The sequence below is a fragment of the Pseudomonas sp. ZT5P21 genome, assembly GCF_054897785.1.
Window position 1 is genome coordinate 3,864,701 of sequence record NZ_CM142705.1, and the last position, 15,993, is coordinate 3,880,693.

Annotated in this window: 14 protein-coding genes; 4 read left to right on the forward strand and 10 right to left on the reverse strand. The window is 58.4% G+C overall.

Annotation, left to right across the window (positions count from 1 at the left end):
• Positions 1-8 precede the first annotated feature (8 nt).
• Positions 9-2,699 carry an SNF2-related protein gene (locus ACYZT9_RS17950; protein ID WP_462006730.1) on the forward strand — a complete coding sequence of 897 codons (2,691 nt, stop codon included), beginning with the start codon at positions 9-11 and terminating at the stop codon, positions 2,697-2,699.
• Positions 2,700-2,836: 137 nt separating this feature from the next.
• On the opposite strand, the gene ACYZT9_RS17955 is transcribed toward ACYZT9_RS17950, so the two are convergent.
• The 3 genes from ACYZT9_RS17955 to psrA form a co-directional block, all read right to left on the reverse strand.
• On the reverse strand, positions 2,837-3,574 hold the full coding sequence (locus tag ACYZT9_RS17955) for an S-methyl-5'-thioinosine phosphorylase (RefSeq protein WP_462006731.1): 738 nt from the start codon (positions 3,572-3,574) through the stop codon (positions 2,837-2,839).
• Positions 3,575-3,586: 12 nt separating this feature from the next.
• Positions 3,587-4,585 carry a beta-N-acetylhexosaminidase gene (gene nagZ / locus ACYZT9_RS17960; RefSeq protein ID WP_462010250.1) on the reverse strand — a complete coding sequence of 333 codons (999 nt, stop codon included), beginning with the start codon at positions 4,583-4,585 and terminating at the stop codon, positions 3,587-3,589.
• A gap of 170 nt (positions 4,586-4,755) precedes the next feature.
• Entirely contained in the window at positions 4,756-5,463 is a 708-nt protein-coding gene (gene psrA / locus ACYZT9_RS17965; protein WP_462006732.1) for a transcriptional regulator PsrA, read from the reverse strand.
• 229 nt (positions 5,464-5,692) lie between these two features.
• Here psrA and lexA point away from each other — a divergent pair, with 229 nt between their 5' ends.
• Both lexA and sulA read left to right on the forward strand, forming a co-directional pair.
• The gene (gene lexA / locus ACYZT9_RS17970; RefSeq protein ID WP_462006733.1) at positions 5,693-6,301 is read left to right on the forward strand and encodes a transcriptional repressor LexA; all 609 of its coding nucleotides are present in this window, start codon (positions 5,693-5,695) and stop codon (positions 6,299-6,301) included.
• A 10-nt stretch (positions 6,302-6,311) separates the two neighbouring features.
• A complete protein-coding gene (gene sulA, locus ACYZT9_RS17975) occupies positions 6,312-6,785 on the forward strand; it encodes an SOS-induced cell division inhibitor SulA (RefSeq protein ID WP_462006734.1) in 474 nt (157 codons plus the stop codon).
• An 86-nt stretch (positions 6,786-6,871) separates the two neighbouring features.
• Here sulA and ACYZT9_RS17980 read toward each other — a convergent pair whose 3' ends face one another.
• From ACYZT9_RS17980 to ACYZT9_RS18010, 7 genes are all read right to left on the reverse strand, one after another.
• Positions 6,872-7,105 (reverse strand): hypothetical protein, encoded by a 234-nt coding sequence (locus ACYZT9_RS17980; protein ID WP_462006735.1) that lies wholly within the window; start codon positions 7,103-7,105, stop codon positions 6,872-6,874.
• A gap of 156 nt (positions 7,106-7,261) precedes the next feature.
• Positions 7,262-7,786, reverse strand: a complete 525-nt coding sequence (locus tag ACYZT9_RS17985; protein WP_462006736.1) for a DUF6586 family protein — start codon at positions 7,784-7,786, stop codon at positions 7,262-7,264.
• Between the two features lie 138 nt (positions 7,787-7,924).
• Positions 7,925-10,552 (reverse strand): type I DNA topoisomerase, encoded by a 2,628-nt coding sequence (topA, locus tag ACYZT9_RS17990; RefSeq protein ID WP_462006737.1) that lies wholly within the window; start codon positions 10,550-10,552, stop codon positions 7,925-7,927.
• 114 nt (positions 10,553-10,666) lie between these two features.
• Positions 10,667-10,903 (reverse strand): DUF1653 domain-containing protein, encoded by a 237-nt coding sequence (locus ACYZT9_RS17995; protein WP_046047845.1) that lies wholly within the window; start codon positions 10,901-10,903, stop codon positions 10,667-10,669.
• A gap of 99 nt (positions 10,904-11,002) precedes the next feature.
• Positions 11,003-12,178 carry an acetyl-CoA C-acyltransferase FadA gene (fadA, locus tag ACYZT9_RS18000; RefSeq protein ID WP_008028488.1) on the reverse strand — a complete coding sequence of 392 codons (1,176 nt, stop codon included), beginning with the start codon at positions 12,176-12,178 and terminating at the stop codon, positions 11,003-11,005.
• Between the two features lie 29 nt (positions 12,179-12,207).
• Positions 12,208-14,355 carry a fatty acid oxidation complex subunit alpha FadB gene (gene fadB / locus ACYZT9_RS18005; protein ID WP_462006738.1) on the reverse strand — a complete coding sequence of 716 codons (2,148 nt, stop codon included), beginning with the start codon at positions 14,353-14,355 and terminating at the stop codon, positions 12,208-12,210.
• Between the two features lie 526 nt (positions 14,356-14,881).
• A complete protein-coding gene (locus ACYZT9_RS18010; protein WP_462006739.1) occupies positions 14,882-15,319 on the reverse strand; it encodes a hypothetical protein in 438 nt (145 codons plus the stop codon).
• A 103-nt stretch (positions 15,320-15,422) separates the two neighbouring features.
• Between ACYZT9_RS18010 and ACYZT9_RS18015 the strand changes: the two genes are divergently transcribed.
• The gene (locus ACYZT9_RS18015) at positions 15,423-15,863 is read left to right on the forward strand and encodes a universal stress protein (protein ID WP_008028495.1); all 441 of its coding nucleotides are present in this window, start codon (positions 15,423-15,425) and stop codon (positions 15,861-15,863) included.
• The last annotated feature ends 130 nt before the right edge of the window (positions 15,864-15,993 follow it).

Sequence of the window (15,993 nt, forward strand, 5' to 3'; positions counted from 1 at the left end):
AAGTCCATATGCCCGCGACTCTTAGCAAACCGCTGGCCCCCTCGTGGGTCAGTCGATTCAAGGAACAAAGCCTGGAGCGCGGGCGTCGCTACGCCCTGGAAAACCGAGTCCGGATTGTCGAGGTGGGTGACGCAACCATCACTGCCGCGTGCGAGGGGTCTGGGGGTAACGTTTACCGTCAGACCATTCGCCTGCGCGAGTCGGCTAAAGCCACCCTGCTGATGGTCGATGCCACGTGTACGTGCCCGGTCCGCAGCAACTGCAAACATTGCGCAGCGGTGCTGCTGAAGGTGCAGGAAACGCTCGATTATCCCGCCGCCGCGCAAGACGCCGAATTGCTCGAGAAACTTCAGGCCGTCCTGGAAAACCGGGGCCCGAAGGCGCCGCCGCAAGTACTGATTGATAACGTGCAACCGGTGCCACGCCTGTGGCTGGCGAGTATCGAGTTCAGCGCCTTCGAACCGCGTAACGGCAAGATGCAGCGCTACATCCAGCATCGCGCGGCGCTCTCTTTCAGTTACCTGGATGAATACGTCAGCGGACAAAAAAACGCCGACGTGCTGATTCGCCAGGAGACGCAAACTTTACGGATAAAACGCCATCCGGAAGTCGAACAGGCCTACAGGGAACAGCTACGAATCCTCGGTTTCAAGATCGCCACGCGGCAAAGCAAGGCCTTGCCGGAAAGCGCCGGCGAACTGTATGAGATGGTCAACGACAGCGCCTGGCTGACCTTCACCCTCAATGAGCTGCCGAAGCTGCGCACTCAGGGCTGGGAGTTGCAGATCGATGAGGATTTCGGTTTCGACCTGACCGCTGTAGACGACTGGTACGCCACTGTCGAACAGGCGCCGGAGCGCGACTGGTTCGATCTGGAACTGGGGATTATCGTCAACGGTGAACGGTTGAGCTTGCTGCCCATTCTGCTGAACCTGATGCGCTCCCACACGGAGATCCTCAACCCGGAACGCCTCGCCCGCCGTCGCGACGACGAGCTGATTCTGGTGAACATCCCCAATCGCCCGAACTCCGAATATGGCCCGCTTCAGGTCGCCCTGCCCTTCGGCCGCTTGAAACCGGTACTGGCAACTCTCGGCGAGTTCTATCTGCAAGGGCCCGGCGAAACCACGTTGCGCCTGAGCAAGGCCGACGCCACTCGCTTGAACCCACTGGAAGGCATGCCGCTGCTCTGGGAAGGAGGCGAGCAGCTCCGCACCTTTGCCCAGCGGCTACGGGACGTCAAGGACTACACCGCGACTGCACCGGAAGGCTTGAACGCGACTTTGCGCCCTTACCAGCTTGAAGGCTTGAGCTGGATGCAGTCGTTGCGGCAACTGGAGGTCGGCGGGATTCTCGCGGACGACATGGGACTGGGCAAAACCTTACAAACACTGGCGCACATTCTCAGCGAGAAAAACGCCGGACGCCTCGATCGGCCGTGCATGGTGGTGATGCCCACAAGCCTGATCCCGAACTGGCTCGATGAAGCAGCGCACTTCACGCCGCAAATCAAAGTGCTGGCGCTGTACGGTGCCAGTCGCAAGAAGCATTTCGACACGCTGACCGATTATGACCTGATCCTGACCACCTACGCGCTATTGCCCAAGGACGTCGAACGTCTGGCCGCACAGCCGTTGCATGTGCTGGTACTGGATGAGGCTCAGTACATCAAGAATCCGAACAGCAAAGCTGCTCAAGCCGCGCGCGAACTCAACGCACGCCAGCGCCTGTGCCTGAGTGGCACACCGCTGGAAAACCACCTGGGTGAACTGTGGTCGCTGTTTCACTTTCTGCTGCCCGGTTGGCTTGGCGATATGAAGAGCTTCAACCGCGATTACCGCGTGCCGATTGAAAAGCGCGCCAGCGAGGTACGCCTTGCGCACTTGAACGGTCGGATCAAACCGTTTCTGTTGCGCAGGACCAAAGAGCAAGTGGCAACGGAGTTGCCGCCGAAGACTGAGATCATCCACTGGGTCGAACTCAACGAAGCCCAACGCGATGTTTACGAAACCATGCGACTGGCCATGGACAAGAAGGTGCGCGATGAAATCACCCGCAAGGGTGTAGCGCGCAGCCAGATCATCATTCTTGAGGCGCTGCTGAAGCTGCGTCAGGTGTGCTGCGATTTGCGCCTGGTCAACGATGCCGCGCTGCCGGCTCGCGGCAGCACTTCGGGCAAGCTCGACAGCCTGATGGAGATGCTGGAGGAGTTGTTCGAGGAAGGTCGGCGGATTCTGCTGTTTTCGCAGTTCACTTCGATGCTGGCGTTAATCGAGGTCGAATTGAAGAAACGCGGCGTTGAATATGCGTTGCTGACAGGACAGACCCGTGATCGCCGCTCGTCGGTGAAAGACTTCCAGAGTGGTAAGCGTCAGATCTTTCTGATCAGTTTGAAGGCCGGTGGTGTGGGCTTGAACCTGACGGAAGCGGATACAGTGATTCACTACGATCCGTGGTGGAACCCGGCGACGGAAAACCAGGCGACTGACCGTGCTTACCGCATTGGTCAGGAGAAGCCAGTGTTCGTCTACAAGATGATTGCCCGGGGCACAGTGGAAGAAAAGATTCAGCACCTGCAAAAGGAAAAATCCGACCTGGCGGCCGGCGTGTTGGATGGGCGCAAGACTGGGGACTGGAAACTGCAGAGTGATGATATTGAGGCGTTGTTTGCGCCGTTGCCGGAGAAGCTCGAAAAATAGCGTCGAGAGATAGAACGCCTTCGCGAGCAAGCCCGCCCCCACAGGAATTTTTTGTTGCCCCATCATGGTGGGGTCTGCACAAATCCTCTGTGGGAGCGGGCTTGCTCGCGAAGGGCGCGACTCGGTAGATGGACTGCTTAACCCCTAAGCACCCGTGCCAACGTCGACTTCACCTTACCCATCCCGTCATGCAGCGCCTGCTCGATCTCGGCCATCGTGATCACCGCCGTCGACTTGCCCGCCGCCGGGTTCACCACCAGTGCCAGACAGGCATAATCCAGTTCCAGCTCACGCGCCAATGCCGCTTCCGGCATGCCGGTCATACCGACGATGTCGCACCCGTCACGCTCCAGACGCGCAATCTCCGCCACCGTTTCGAGACGCGGCCCCTGGGTGCAGGCATAAACCCCATGACTGCTGTAGCCAACGCCCTCAGCCGCCAGCGCCGCGATCAACTGCTGACGCAGCGGCTCGCTATAGGGATAGCTGAAGTCGATGTGGGTGACGTGTTCCAGATCATCGGCAAAATAGGTGTGTTCGCGACCGCTGGTGTAGTCGATCAGTTGATGTGGCACGCAGAAATGGCCGGTGCCCATCGCGGCATGAATCCCACCCACCGCGTTGACCGCGAGAATGGCTTCGGCTCCGGCTTGTTTCAGCGCCCAGAGGTTGGCGCGGTAGTTCACCTGATGCGGAGGAAAACGGTGCGGGTGCCCGTGACGAGCGAGGAACAACACTTCCTTGCCGGCGTATTCACCGATCTGCACTTCGGCTGAAGGCGCGCCATAAGGAGTGTCCACCGCCAATGACTGGCGAATGCTCAGGCCTTCGAGTTGAGTCAGGCCGGTGCCACCAATAATCGCGTAAACCGTCATAACGTGAAGTCCTTATTCAATCAGTTGAGCATCTTTAAGCGCACCAATGGCTGTCAGCCAGCGCGGATCCTGGCGGTACTCAGTGCTGGCGTACGACTGGCCGCGCATCCGCGCAATGCGCTCGGACGGCTTGACCTTCAGACGCTGGGCGGCACTCAAGGCGAGTTCAGCAGCGGCGCGGTCGTTGCACACCAGCCCCATGTCACAACCGGCAGACAACGCGGCTTCAATACGGCTGGCAGCATCACCGACCACATGGGCGCCGGCCATCGACAGATCGTCGCTGAAGATGACGCCATCGAATTGCAATTCGCCGCGCAGGATGTCCTGCAACCAGCGCCGGGAGAAGCCCGCGGGTTGGGAATCGACTTGCGGGTAAATGACATGGGCCGGCATGACGGCGGCCAATTGCTTGCTCAACCGGGCGAACGGCACCAGATCGTTGGCGCGGATTTCGTCGAGGCTGCGTTCGTCATTCGGGATCGCGACGTGCGAATCCGCCTCTGCCCAGCCGTGGCCGGGAAAGTGCTTGCCGGTAGCGGCCATTCCCGCGCTGTTCATCCCACGGATAAATGCACCCGCCAGAAGCGCCGCGCGCTCCGGATCACCTTCGAATGAACGAGTGCCCACCACGGCGCTGCGCTGGTAATCCAGATCCAGCACCGGGGCGAAGCTCAGATCGAGACCGACAGCCAATACTTCGGTGGCCATGATCCAGCCGCACTGCTCGGCCAGGTACTCGGCATTCGGATTGTCAGCAATGGCGCGCATGGCCGGCAGCCGCACGAATCCCTGACGCAAGCGCTGAACGCGACCGCCCTCCTGGTCCACTGCCAGCAGCAGCTCAGGGCGAATGGCGCGAATCGCGGCGCTCAGTTCGCGCACCTGACGCGGGTGCTCGATGTTGCGGGCAAAAATGATCAGGCCGCCCACTTCGGGCTGGCGCAACAATTGGCGATCTTCAGCCGTCAGCCAGGTACCGGCGACGTCCACCATCAACGAGCCTTGCAAGCCAGCAGTCATAGAGATTCCTTGAAAACGATAAACCCGGCTCGTGCGCACTCGCTGCCCGGGACGGTGCCCGGCAGATCGGCGATACCTAGTAGGAGCGGGTTCAGAACGAGAGTCGGCATGGGCGGCTAGCTTAGCGGATGTCAGCTGCCGCGCCCACCCGTGTACAGTTAAACCTTGGCGGCAACCTGTGTCGATTTGCTGCGCGGACGCAACTGCGCGGTGGCCATGGCCGTGTCGGTCACGCCGGTTTCGGCACGCATGCCGGCTGCCAGGAACGGCACCATCAGGCGCATCACTTGTTCAATGGACGTGTTGACGCCGAAATCGGTTTCAGCAATCGCGCGCAAGGCCTTGATACCGGACATGCTGAACGCCGCAGCACCCAGCATGAAGTGCACACGCCAGAACAGCTCGATCGGCGGAATGCGCGGCGCGGCTTCGTTGACCAGCATCATGTAGCGGCGGAATACCTTGCCATACATGTCTTCGAGATACCGACGCAAGTGACCCTGGCTCTGGCTGAATGCCAGTCCCAGCAATCGCATGAAGATGGAGAGATCGTTGCCGCTGCGTGGCTGCACCACCAGAGCCTGCTCGACGAGGATTTCCAGCAGCTCTTCCAGTGTCGGCTTGTGCTCGGGTTTGGCCTGGCGCCGCTCCAGTTCTTTATCGAGACTCAGGCAGAACGGTCCGAGAAAGCGCGAAAAGACGGCTTGAATCAGTGCCTTCTTCGAGCCGAAGTGATAGTTCACCGCCGCCAGATTGACCCCGGCCTTGCTAGTGATCAAACGCAACGAGGTTTCAGCAAAACCTTTTTCCGCGAACAACTGCTCGGCAGCATCGAGAATGCGTTCAACGGTTTCCGACTGGGCCATGGCTACTCCGCCTGACAAACACTTGTTTGAAACATACGTTTCAGCCTTAGCCTTGTCAAGCCTCCCGGTTCGTTCCGGGAATTGCCCGTCAGCTATTTAACCATACATCTGCGCCGTGTTAATCAGCACGCTGATTGACCGTCTGGCGGCCGGCAAAAAAAGGGGCATTGCCAAGATGTTTTCACTGTATATAATCCCAGTCACTGTATAAAAAGACAGAGCGATCAATATGCTAAAGCTGACGCCACGCCAAGCCGAGATTCTGGCCTTCATCAAACGCTGCCTGGAAGATAACGGTTACCCGCCGACCCGCGCGGAAATCGCTCAGGAACTGGGTTTCAAGTCGCCCAACGCGGCAGAAGAACATCTCAAGGCATTAGCCCGTAAAGGCGCCATCGAGATGACACCCGGCGCCTCCCGCGGCATCCGCATCCCCGGCTTCGAAGCCAAGGGAGACGAGTCCACCCTGCCAATCATTGGTCGAGTCGCTGCCGGTGCGCCGATCCTTGCCCAGCAGCACATCGAAGAGTCTTGCAACATCAACCCCGCCTTCTTCCATCCTCGCGCTGACTATTTACTGCGCGTTCATGGCATGAGCATGAAGGACGTAGGCATTTTCGACGGAGACCTGCTGGCGGTCCATACCACCCGTGAAGCCCGCAACGGCCAGATCGTGGTGGCGCGTATCGGCGACGAAGTGACGGTCAAACGCTTCAAGCGTGACGGCAGCAAAGTCTGGCTGATTGCCGAAAACCCTGAATTCGCCCCTATCGAAGTGAACCTGAAAGATCAGGAACTGGTGATCGAAGGCTTGAGTGTCGGCGTCATTCGCCGCTAAAGGAGGCGTTATGCAGTTTCCACACACATCACAGCAAGCCCAACTGCCGTTGTTCGAGGCGTTCATGGTGCAGCCGATGGCGCCGATTCTGAAAGACGTGGTCGAGTCGCCCTGGAGCGCCGAACCTGAAGTTTTCAGTGAGCTCTCACTGCGTGGTGCAACCGGGAACTGCCTAAGCCTTCTGGCGCCGATCCTCAGGGAGTTGAGCGAGGATCAGGACGCGCGCTGGCTGACACTGATCGCTCCGCCCGCCAGCCTGACCCAAACCTGGTTGCGAGACGCCGGCCTTAATCGTGAACGCATTCTGCTGTTGCAACCGCGCGGCACCCAGAGCGCACAACAGTTGACCTGCGAAGCCTTGCGCCTGGGCCGCAGCCACACCGTCGTCAGCTGGCTCAACCCATTGAGCACTGCGTCTCGGCAACAGCTGATCAGCGCCGCCCGGACCGGGGACGCACAAAGCCTGAATATTCGACTGGGTTAACGAAGGGTACACTGAGCAACGCGGGGGCTTCTCCAAGGATAGAGAAGCCGATCAATAGCGGTATCAGTCAAATGCGACGAACGGGATCAATGAAGGACCCGAGCACTCTCATCGGTATTGAAATCGCCTTCGACCAGGCGACCAGCCATCTGAACACCCACGCTCAACATCGCCTTGGCGACTTCCACGTGCTGGCCTTGCAGGAACGTCTTGGCATCCTCGGAGAAATCCAAAGTAACCAGAGAACCCTCGTCCTCAGCCCTACGCAGCTCGATTCGGCCGTCTGGTAACTCAACAATTTCTAGAAAGGACGTTGGCATAAAGGTCTGTTCTCCACGAAAGGCGGGGATTATATAGGCATCGGTCAGGCTTCGCTCGGGATCTTGACCAGATGCCACTACGAAGAGAAATTTCTGACAGCACGCTCATCCCTGACCGGGCAGTCTCTCGCAACCGTCCGTCGAACACTCAATCATTCAGCACTCGTTCAAGCCTTCGCGAAACCGGATCGCCAGACCTTTGAGATTCTGACGCCAACTCTCCAGCTCTTCGCGACTCAGCTCTTCCGATACATCTTCTTCATTCAGGTTAACGGCCAGGATCAACGGCTGTGTCACATCCCCCTTGGGTTTGTGCGGTGCTCGCGGAGGCTGAAACAGCGCCGCATGTGCCGACAGCAACCTGGCCAACCAGGTTTGCGAATTACTCGCCAACTCGATCATCTCAGCCAATTCTGGAATGGCGATGGCTTCCAGCACATCCGGGGTCAGCAGCATTTCCGCACGGGTCGCATTGGCCTGCGGCAAGCGATAGAAACCAGCGATTTCATGGCACAGCCCCAGCAACGCACCGTACAAGTGAAACAACGCCGATTCTCGTCCGGCCTGAATCAGCGCCAGGGAGTTCATCGCCCGACCCTCTTCGGCCATCGCGAGCGCTTCCAGCGACAGGCCGGCGAAATAAATCTTCTGGTTGGTACGGGTATAGAGTTCGTGGGCCATGACGGCAGCCTCCACAACGAAATAATTGCTCACGCAGGTCTGACAGTGTCGTGGATCACCCAAGCTCACCGCAAGCCCAAAACAAAAAGGCCGCATGAAAACCCGAGGGTTGCCACGCGGCCTTTTTAACAGCGCTTTTTAAGCTTTGGCTGCTGGACGCTTGTCTTCAACTGTCCACTTGCCGCCGTCGTAGAACGCCTTCCACCCAGTCGGCTTACCATCGACTTCGGTCTGAACATACTGCTCTTTGGTTTTTCGGCTGTAACGGATCACCGCCGGGAGGCCGTCCGGATCTTTCTTCGGCGCTTCACAGAGGAAGTGATACTTCGGATCGATCTCATCCTTGTGCGGCACGATTTCCAAGACCAGCGGAGCACGGGTCTCGCGGTTTTTCGGGAACTGGCTCGCCGCCAGGAACAGGCCGGAAGCACCGTCGCGCAGGATGTAGGTGTCGTTGACCTTTTCGCATTTCAGCTCGGGCATCTTCACCGGATCCATCTTCGGCGGCGCCGCGTCACCGCTTTTCAGCAGTTTGCGGGTGTTCTTGCACGTTGCGTTGGTGCAACCGAAGAATTTTCCGAAACGGCCAGTCTTGAGTTGCATCTCACTGCCACACTTGTCGCATTCCAGGATCGGACCTTCATAGCCCTTGATGCGATAGGTACCCTCTTCGATTTCATAGCCGTCGCAATCCGGGTTGTTGCCGCAGATGTGCAGCTTGCGCTTCTCGTCGAGCAGGTAAGCGTCCATCGCGGTGCTGCAGATCGGGCAACGATGCTTGCCGCGCAGAACCAGCGACTCCGATTCACCCTCGTCGTCCGCCGCAATTTCGTCGCCCGGCACCAGGTTGACAGTGGCTTTGCAGCGCTCTTTCGGCGGCAGGCTGTAACCCGAGCAACCGAGGAATACGCCAGTCGATGCAGTACGAATCTGCATCGGACGGCCACAGGTCAGGCACGGAATGTCGGTCATCACCGGCTGGTTGGCACGCATGCCGTTTTCGGCGCTTTCGGCTACCTCAAGCTTTTTCTTGAAGTCGCCGTAGAACTCGTCCAGCACGTTTTTCCAGTCGCGCTCGCCCTGAGCCACGTCATCGAGGTTCTCTTCCATGCCGGCGGTAAAGCCGTAGTCCATCAGGTTGGAGAAACTCTCGGACAGCCGCTCGGTAACGATGTCACCCATCTTTTCCGAATAGAAACGACGGTTGTGCAGCGCCACGTAGCCGCGGTCCTGAATGGTCGAAATGATCGCCGCATAGGTCGAAGGACGACCGATACCGCGTTTTTCCATTTCTTTGACCAGGCTCGCTTCCGAGTAACGCGCCGGCGGTTTGGTGAAGTGCTGGGTCGGATCAAGCTTGATCAGCTTCATCGCGTCGCCCTGGGCCATGTCTGGCAGTACGTCGTCATCGCCAGGCTTGGCGATTTGTGGCATGACGCGGGTGTAACCGTCAAACTTCAGGATGCGACCCTTGGCGCGCAGTTCGAAGTCGCCGGCGCCGACGGTAACCGTGGTCGACAGGTATTGGGCCGGCAGCATCTGACAAGCGAGGAACTGGCGCCAGATCAGCTCGTAGAGCCGCTCTGCATCTCGCTCCATGCCCGAGAGCTTGCTTGGCTCGGTGTTGGCATCGGACGGTCGAATCGCTTCGTGAGCCTCTTGTGCGCCTTCCTTGCTGCTGTAGACGTTCGGGGTTTCCGGCAGGTACTTCTTGCCGAATTCGCCTTCAATATAGGTACGCGCCATCGTCACGGCATCGGCCGAGAGGTTGGTGGAGTCGGTACGCATATAGGTGATGTAGCCCGCTTCGTAGAGACGCTGGGCCATCATCATGGTTTTCTTCACGCCGAAACCCAGGCGGTTGCTCGCGGCCTGTTGCAGGGTGGACGTGATGAACGGCGCCGACGGCTTGCTGCTGGTCGGCTTGTCTTCGCGTTTGACGATGCTGTAGCTGGAAGCCTTGAGCTTCTCCAGCGCGGCCATGGCCTGGGCTTCGTTCAGCGGCTTGAAGGCCTCCCCTTTCTCGCGAGCCACGTCGAAGCGCACGGTGGCGCCCTTGGCGGTGCCGAGGTCGGCGTGGACTTCCCAGTACTCTTCCGGATTGAACGCACGGATTTCTCGTTCACGCTCGACCACCAGCTTCACGGCAACCGATTGCACGCGACCGGCGGACAGGCCACGGGCGATCTTGGCCCACAGCAGGGGCGAAACCATGTAACCCACCACGCGATCGAGGAAGCGACGCGCCTGTTGGGCGTTGACACGATCGATGTCCAACTCGCCCGGCTTGGAGAAGGCTTCCTGAATCGCCTTCTTGGTGATTTCGTTGAACACCACGCGCTTGTAGCGGCTGTCGTCACCACCGATGGCTTCGCGCAGGTGCCAGGCAATGGCTTCCCCCTCGCGATCCAAGTCGGTTGCGAGATAGATGGTGTCAGCATCCTTGGCGAGCCGGCGCAGCTCTTCGATGACCTTTTCCTTGCCCGGAAGGATCTCGTACTTGGCTTTCCAGCCATGATCGGGATCGACACCCATGCGAGAGACCAACTGTTTGCGCGCTTTCTCTTTCGGCGTGAGCACCGGACCTTCACCCGCGGCAGCCTTGCCACGCTTGGCGGCTGGCTCTTTGCTGGCGCTAGCCGAACCGCTGGTGGGCAGGTCTCGGATATGGCCGATACTCGACTTCACCACGTATTGGTTACCCAGATACTTGTTGATGGTCTTGGCCTTAGCCGGGGATTCCACAATGACCAGCGATTTGCCCATGGATCAGAAAATTCCTGAATTCTAGAAGTGAAAGGCGGTTGGCGCCTGACGCGGCACCGCTATATATAGTGGCTACAAGGTGAGGTCAAGCGCAGGGTTTTGCGCGCACTCAGCTTATGGCTTCGAAAATAGGCTCGGTTCGGCTTGCACTAAAGCAAAGCGTGGCACCTGTTCGCCGTCAACCTCGACCGACTCCAGGAACATGCTCAAGGGACGCACCCAAAAGCCGTAATCGCCATACAGGGCTTGGTAGAAGACCACTTCTTCTTCGGTTTCCGAATGACGCGCAATGCTGAATACGCGGTACTGCGGACCTTTGTAATGTTGGTAGAGCCCAGGTTGTATCGGCATGGTTTGGCCCTCACTCAAATCTTTTCAAAATAAAAACAAAAATAAATCCGGAAAAACAAAAACCGGGGCACTTGGCCCCGGCTTCCATCAACGGAACGCTTAAACGCGTTCGAAGACGGTGGAGATGCCTTGGCCGAGACCAATGCACATGGTGGCTACCCCGAAGGTGCCGCCATTTTGCTTCATCACGTTCAGCAGGGTGCCGGAAATACGCGCGCCGGAACAACCGAACGGGTGACCCAAGGCGATCGCGCCGCCGTGCAGGTTAACCTTCTCGTTCATCTTGTCGAGCACTTTCAAATCTTTCAGCACCGGCAAGGCCTGCGCGGCGAAAGCTTCGTTGAGCTCGAAGAAGTCGATATCGTTGATGCCAAGGCCCGCGCGCTTCAGTGCTTTCTGCGTCGCTGGTACTGGACCATAACCCATGATTGCCGGGTCCACACCTGCCACTGCCATCGAGCGAATCACAGCCAGAGGCTGAATGCCCAGGTCCTGTGCACGCTGCGCCGACATCACGATCATGCACGAAGCACCGTCAGTGATTTGCGACGAAGTACCGGCTGTCACGGTGCCGCCCTTCGGGTTAAACGCTGGCTTCAACGCCGCCAGGCTTTCCAGGGTGGTTTCCGGACGAATGGTTTCGTCGTAGTCGAACAGTTTCAGGAAACCGTTCTCGTCGTAGCCCTGCATCGGGATGATTTCGTCCTTGAACTTGCCTTCCACGGTCGCCTTGTGGGCGAGTTGGTGGGAGCGCACGCCGAAAGCGTCCTGTTGCTCGCGAGTGATGCCGTGCATTTTGCCGAGCATTTCAGCGGTCAGACCCATCATGCCCGAGGCTTTCGCCGCGTACAGCGACATGTGCGGGTTCGGATCGACACCGTGCATCATGCTCACGTGGCCCATGTGCTCAACGCCGCCGACGACGAATACGTCACCGTTGCCGGTCATGATCGCTTGCGCGGCAGTGTGCAGTGCGCTCATCGACGAGCCACACAGACGGCTGACGGTCTGGCCGGCAGCAGTGTGCGGGATCTGAGTCATCAGGGACGCCATGCGGGCGATGTTCCAGCCCTGCTCCAGGGTCTGGTTTACACAGCCCCAGATCACGTCTTCGACTTCGTTCGGGTCGACCTTGACGTTGCGTTCCAGCAATTTGCTGATCAGGTGCGCCGACATGTCCTCGGCGCGGGTGTTGCGGTGCATGCCGCCCTTGGAGCGGCCCATCGGAGTACGACCGAAGTCGACAATCACGACGTCTCTAGGATTCAAGCTCATATATTCACTCTCACTCTAGTTGGGGGCGCTTAACCGAAGAAGCTCTGGCCGTTTTTGGCCATTTCACGCAGCTTCGCGGTCGGGTGGTACAGCGCGCCCAGATCAGCGTACTGGTCAGCCAGGGCAACGAACTCTGCAACACCGATCGAGTCGATGTAGCGCAGCGCACCGCCACGGAATGGAGGGAAGCCAATACCGTAGACCAGACCCATGTCGGCTTCGGCAGCAGTTTCAACGATGCCGTCTTCCAGGCAACGTACGGTTTCCAGGCACAGCGGGATCATCATCCAGTTGATGATGTCTTCGTCAGTGACTTCGCGCTGCTCGAAAACGATCGGCTTGAGCACTTCCAGCACCGAAGGATCGGCGACTTTCTTCTGCTTGCCTTTCTTGTCGGTCTCGTAGGCGTAGAAGCCCTTGCCATTCTTCTGGCCCAGGCGCTTGGCTTCGTAGAGCACGTCGATAGCCGAACGGCGGTCGTCTTTCATGCGGTCCGGGAAACCTTCAGCCATTACGTCGCGACCGTGGTGGCCGGTGTCGATGCCGACCACGTCCATCAGGTACGCCGGGCCCATCGGCCAGCCGAATTTTTCCATGATCTTGTCGATACGGACGAAGTCCACACCAGCGCTGACCAGCTTGGCGAAACCGCCGAAGTACGGGAACAGCACACGGTTGACCAGGAAGCCTGGGCAGTCGTTGACGACGATCGGGTTCTTGCCCATTTTCTTGGCGTAGGCAACGGTAGTGGCAACCGCTTGCTCGCTGGACTTTTCGCCACGAATCACTTCAACCAGCGGCATCATGTGCACCGGGTTGAAGAAGTGCATGCCGACGAAGTTTTCCGGACGCTTGAGGGCCTTGGCCAGCAAGGTGATGGAAATGGTCGAGGTGTTGGACGCGAGGATGGTGTCCTCTTTGACCTTGTCTTCGACTTCAGCCAGGACGGCTTGCTTGACCTTCGGGTTCTCGACGACAGCTTCTACGACCAGATCCACGTGACCGAAGTCGCCGTAGGACAGGGTCGGACGAATGCCGTTAAGGACTTCAGCCATTTTCGCCGCGGTCATGCGACCTTTATCAACGCGGCTCACCAGCAACTTGGCGGCTTCGGCCAGGCCTTGCTCGATGCCGTGCTCGTTGATGTCCTTCATCAGGATCGGCGTGCCTTTGGAGGCCGACTGATAAGCGATACCGCCACCCATGATGCCGGCGCCCAATACGGCAGCCTGCTTCACGTCCCTGGCGATTTCGTCGTAGGCCTTGGCCTTCTTCTTCAGTTCCTGATCGTTCAGGAACAGACCGATCAGGCTCTGCGCGGCAGAGGTCTTGGCCAGTTTGACGAAACCGGCGGCTTCGACTTCCAGCGCTTTGTCGCGACCGAAGTTCGCGGCTTTCTGGATCGTCTTGATCGCTTCGACCGGCGCCGGGTAGTTCGGGCCAGCCTGACCGGCGACGAAACCTTTGGCGGTTTCGAAAGCCATCATTTGTTCGATGGCATTCAGCTTCAGCTTTTCCAGCTTCGGCTGACGCTTGGCTTTGTAATCGAATTCGCCGGAGATAGCGCGCTTGATCAGTTCCAGAGCGGCTTCCTGCAGCTTCTCAGGAGCAACCACTGCGTCGACGGCGCCGACTTTCAGCGCGTCTTCAGCGCGATTTTCCTTGCCGGCGGCAATCCACTCGATGGCGTTGTCGGCACCGATGAGGCGCGGCAGGCGCACGGTACCGCCGAAGCCCGGGTAGATGCCCAGTTTGACTTCCGGCAGACCGATCTTGGCCGTGATGGACATGACGCGGTAGTCCGCCGCCAGGCACATTTCCAGACCGCCACCCAGGGCGATGCCGTTGATCGCGGCGACAGTCGGGACGTTGAGGTCTTCGAAATCACTGAAAATCTTGTTGGCTTCCAGATTGCCAGCAACCAGCTCCGCATCCGGCAGCTTGAAGTTTTCGACGAATTCGGTGATGTCGGCGCCGACGATGAATACGTCCTTGCCGCTGCTGACGATCACACCCTTGATCGAAGCATCTGCCGTGATGGTGTCTACAGCCTGACGCAGTTCGTTCAGGGTTAGACGGTTGAACTTGTTGACGGACTCACCCTTGAGGTCGAATTTCAATTCGACGATGCCACTTTCAAGAGCCGTAACCGTGATGGCTTTACCTTCGTAAATCATCAACTGATCTCCACGATATGGAAGCTGAACCGTACACGTCGGACGCAGGCGAATGGCTGGGCAGGGACGTTATCGTCGATGCTACGCCAATCCACCCGGCACACCCGCCAACGCGATAGTCGGGATTCTGTAGGAGCAGTCTGCAATGCAAACGCTCAATTCATACGCCCGTTTGATTTGGGGTACGCCACCTTCACGGAATTTCCGACAATTGTCAATCGCCCAAAATGCGGGTTGAAACGCGACTTTCCGGTCATTTCCGTACCACGAGTACCTGCAACACACGGATGCATGTGAGGCCATTCATAGAATCAATAGTTAGAAAAGTCGCCCTAATTCGCGGCAGCCTTTGTTTAAAAGGCTACGCTGGGCGTGAGATTGAGAAAAAAACATCAACGCGTCGGCGAATGCTTGGCGCAAGATCAGTTCACAGCGGTTTACCGGCCTGCCTGGCCAACTCCAGCCCGATGATGAATGTCGGGCTTTTTATTGCCTGCGCAAAAGGCACGCCTACAACGGATCGTGATCAGGCTAATGCTTTGAGGGTGGCATCGATTTGTAGCAAAACTGTCGCTTCACCCTTCTCGCCCCAATACAACGTGATCATCTGCTTGTCCGCTTCGACCTTGTAGACGTTGGCCGGCAATTTTTCGAAATGATTCAGCAGCGCTTGATCCTCGCAAACCTCCTGCCATTGATTCACCCACACACCCGGTGACTTCTGCCAGTAACTCCAGCACGCTGGTTGATTGCCGCGACGCGGTCGATGGTACTGCGCGCAGGGACTCGGCGGCTCCTGACTCAACCAGTGCGGCCAGTCCTGGGGCGCCAGCTGCATGGCCAGCCCGATGCGTCGCGCCTCCATGCGCAGGGCCATGCGCCCGCTCTGACCACGGGACGGCCGCAACCATGCCAGCGGGCTCAGCACCACCAACAGGATTGACACCACTATCCAGACCGTCATATCTGTACTCCCGAATCTTGATGAGCGCTTTGGGTCACTTTGAAAACAATGCGCTTGAAACCAGCCATACTTACCAATATTGCATCCTCAGGAGGAGCACCTCATGCCCTACAACCACATTCTGGTCGCTGTAGACCTCACCGAAGAGTGCGACCCTGTCATCCACCGCGCTCGCGAACTGTCGGTGAGCAATGGTGCGAAGTTGTCCTTGGTGCACATTGTCGAACCGATGGCCATGGCTTTCGGCGGCGACGTGCCGATGGACCTGTCACAACTGCAACAACAGCAGTTCGATCAGGCCAAAGAGCGACTGGACCGATTGATCGTGAAGTACCCGGAGCTCTCCAAAGAGTACAGCCACCTGACCTACGGCCAGCCGCGCCAGGAAATTCATCACCTGGCCAAGGAACAGACCTGTGACCTGATCGTGGTAGGTAGTCATGGCCGGCACGGTCTGGCGCTATTGCTGGGCTCCACCGCCAACGATGTGCTGCATGGTGCGCCCTGCGACGTGCTAGCGGTGCGCCTGCAAAACAAAAGCTGACAACGCTTTTCCAATGTGGGAGCGAGCTTGCTCGCGATGGCGATCTAGCATTCAGCATCTTTGTTGACTGTCAGTCCGCCATCGCGAGCAAGCTCGCTCCCACATTCGATCTGCCCCGGTCTGCAGATCG